Origin of the sequence: Moorena sp. SIO1G6 (genome assembly GCF_010672795.1) — a bacterium.
Taxonomy (GTDB): Bacteria; Cyanobacteriota; Cyanobacteriia; order Cyanobacteriales; family Coleofasciculaceae; genus Moorena; species Moorena producens.
Window position 1 is genome coordinate 1 of the sequence record NZ_JAAHFZ010000184.1, and the last position, 1,339, is coordinate 1,339.

The 1,339-nt window shown below is 45.2% G+C and carries 1 pseudogene; it reads left to right on the forward strand.

Annotation, left to right across the window (positions count from 1 at the left end):
* Positions 1 to 73 precede the first annotated feature (73 nt).
* Positions 74 to 1,319, forward strand: a pseudogene (locus F6K63_RS36910) (ISAs1 family transposase).
* The last annotated feature ends 20 nt before the right edge of the window (positions 1,320 to 1,339 follow it).

Consider the following 1,339-nt stretch of genomic DNA (forward strand, 5'->3'; position numbering starts at 1 on the left):
CAGGGTAAGCGCAAGAAAAATGAACTCATAATATGCTAAAGGAACCGATGTCACCATCAAGGTATCCAATCCAATGGTTAAAAGCTTTGATACACCCACGAACCCAAATCTAACAAGTCGCAAATCCAAGCCATTACTGCCAGCCCTGGATGGTCAACAGCTTCAGCAGCAAATGCTCGAGCATTTTGAGAACCTAAGTGATCCGCGAGGGAAACAAGGGGTGCTTCATCCATTTGTAAGTATTGTGATGATTGCACTATTAGCCACCATTGGGGGCGCAACGGGGTGGGAAGATATCGAAACTTATGGGATTAGCCACCAGCAATGGTTGGGGAGCTTTTTAGCATTACCCAATGGAATTCCCTGTGCAGATACGTACAGGCGAGTGTTTGAGAAGATCTCACCGAGGGCCTTTGAGGATAGTTTCCAGAGTTGGTTAAGTAGTTTAGTGACGGATTTAGGAGCACAGGTGATTCCCATTGATGGCAAACAACTCAAGAGTTCCTATGACCGCAACCAAGCACAATCCGCTTTGCATGTGGTTAGTGCTTGGGCGAGTGAGCATCGGCTGTTTCTTGGGCAAGTGAAAGTGGATGATAAAAGCAATGAGATTACAGCGATTCCAGCCTTACTAGAATTATTGGACATCTGCGGATGCATCATTACTATTGATGCCATGGGAACTCAGCATGAGATAGTCCGTGGTATTCGTGCTAAGGGTGCTGATTATGTCCTGGCACTCAAAAGGAATCATCCTACTTTGTTCGAGCAAGTTAAGGGATGGTTTGAAACTGCTGTTGCTAATGAGTTTGAGAGTGTTGAGTATAGCTATGATGTGCGGGTAGAATCAGCACACCATCGTACTGAAAAGCGACAGGTTTGGGCAGTTTCTGTTGAGCAAATAGACTTCGATTTATACCAACAGTCCAAGTGGTCTGGATTACAGAGTATCGTGATGGTTATTCGCACCCGCCATCTTTGGAACAAGACTACCCGCGAAGTGATGTTTTACCTGACTTCTTTACCGCCCCATGCTCAAAAGTTGGGCAAAGCTATTCGGCAGCACTGGTCTATTGAAAACCAACTTCACGCTCGTATTAGATGTGACTTTTGGGGAGGATGCTAGCCGGATTCGTACAGGGCATGCCCCACAGAATATGGCTTTACTTAAGCGTTGGAGTCTTAATCTACTCAATCTTGAAACGAGCTATAAACGCAGTACTCGTCAAAAAGCTAAACGAGCCAGCATGGATACAAGGTATATGCGCTTAGTTTTAGAAACCTCCATTCCCTTAAACTCTAGCATATCGAACCCATAAATTTTCTTGCGCTTACCCTG